Genomic DNA, 1,299 nt, shown 5'->3' on the forward strand with positions numbered 1-1,299 from the left:
GGGGGTGCGGACAGAAAGTTGGACCGCGGGGCGGTCCGGACTGGAGGTTCGCATGTACAGCAGGGAGAAGGTCGAGCTCTTCCTCCTGGCGACGGAGGACGGCATGGGGCCGACCGCCGCCGCGAAGTTCGCGGGGGTCTCGGTGGGCGCGGCCAAGAAGTGGGCGACGGGGCACCTCCCGCACAGCTACACCGGGGCGCGCTGTAGAATCGGGGCGAGGAAACCGCCACGGAAGGAGGCCAGCTTGGGCCCCGACAAGTCGATCTACGCCCCGCCGGCGACCGGCCCGCTCGCCGGGCTCAACGAGGACCAGATAGAGAACCTGCTGCTCAGGGCGGTGTTGGCCGACCTAAAAGCGGAAGGGTGGGACCCGGCTTCGATCTCGAACAGGAGCAAGTGCGAGCTCGGCGAGAGATTGAGGCGGGCGACCGCCCTGCCCCTCCGCTCGATCACAGGTTTCTTGAGGATATCGAAGAGCTCCTATGAGTACTGGAGGCCCCGCGTCGCCGCGCCGCGCGACCGCGACGCCGACATACGCGACCGCGTGGTGCGCATCTTCCGCGAGGGCTCGGGGTGCTGGGGGTACCGCACCGTCTGGGCGCGCCTGCGCCGCGAGGGCGTCCGGGCCAGCGAGAAGCGCGTGGCCCGCGTGATGCGCGAGGAGGGCCTCGAGGTCGTCTACAACAAGAGGCGCGCCCGGGGCTACAGCTCCTACGCCGGCGAGGTCTCCAAGGCGCCGGAGAACCTCGTGAACAGGAGGTTCCGCGCCGACGAGCCCAACCGGCTGTGGCTCACCGACATCACCGAGTTCAGGCTCCCGGGCGGCGAGAAGGTCTACCTGAGCCCGATCGTCGACTGCTTCGACGGGATGCCCGTCGCCTGGTCGATCGGGCTGCACCCCGACAAGCGCCTCGCGAACTCGAGCCTGCTCAAGGCCTGCGCGGCGAGGCCGGCGGGGGTGCGCACGACGATCCACTCGGACCGGGGCGGCCACTACCGCTGGCCGGAGTGGATCGGGATCTGCGAGGAGAACGGCCTGGTCAGGAGCATGTCCGCGAAGGGCTGCAGCCCGGACAACTCGGCCTGCGAGGGCTTCTTCGGGCGCCTCAAGAACGAGTTCTTCCACTACAGGGACTGGGAGGGCGTGACGGCCGAGGAGTTCATGGGAAGGCTCGAGGCCTACCTCGTGTACTATCGTGAGGAGCGGATCAAGAAGTCCCTCGGGTGGCTGAGCCCGATGGAGTACCGCAGGAAGCTTGGATACGCCTAGGCGCGGTCCAAGAAATCGTCCGCACCCCC

1 protein-coding gene is annotated in these 1,299 nt (G+C 68.6%); it reads left to right on the forward strand.

Annotated elements, in window-relative coordinates:
- A partial coding sequence (locus AB5164_RS10175) for an IS3 family transposase (RefSeq protein WP_270226442.1) occupies positions 1–1,270 on the forward strand: 1,270 nt, incomplete at its 5' end.
- Between the last annotated feature and the right edge of the window lie 29 nt (positions 1,271–1,299).

It is taken from the genome of Collinsella aerofaciens (genome assembly GCF_040915425.1).
Taxonomy (GTDB): domain Bacteria; phylum Actinomycetota; class Coriobacteriia; order Coriobacteriales; family Coriobacteriaceae; genus Collinsella; species Collinsella aerofaciens_BW.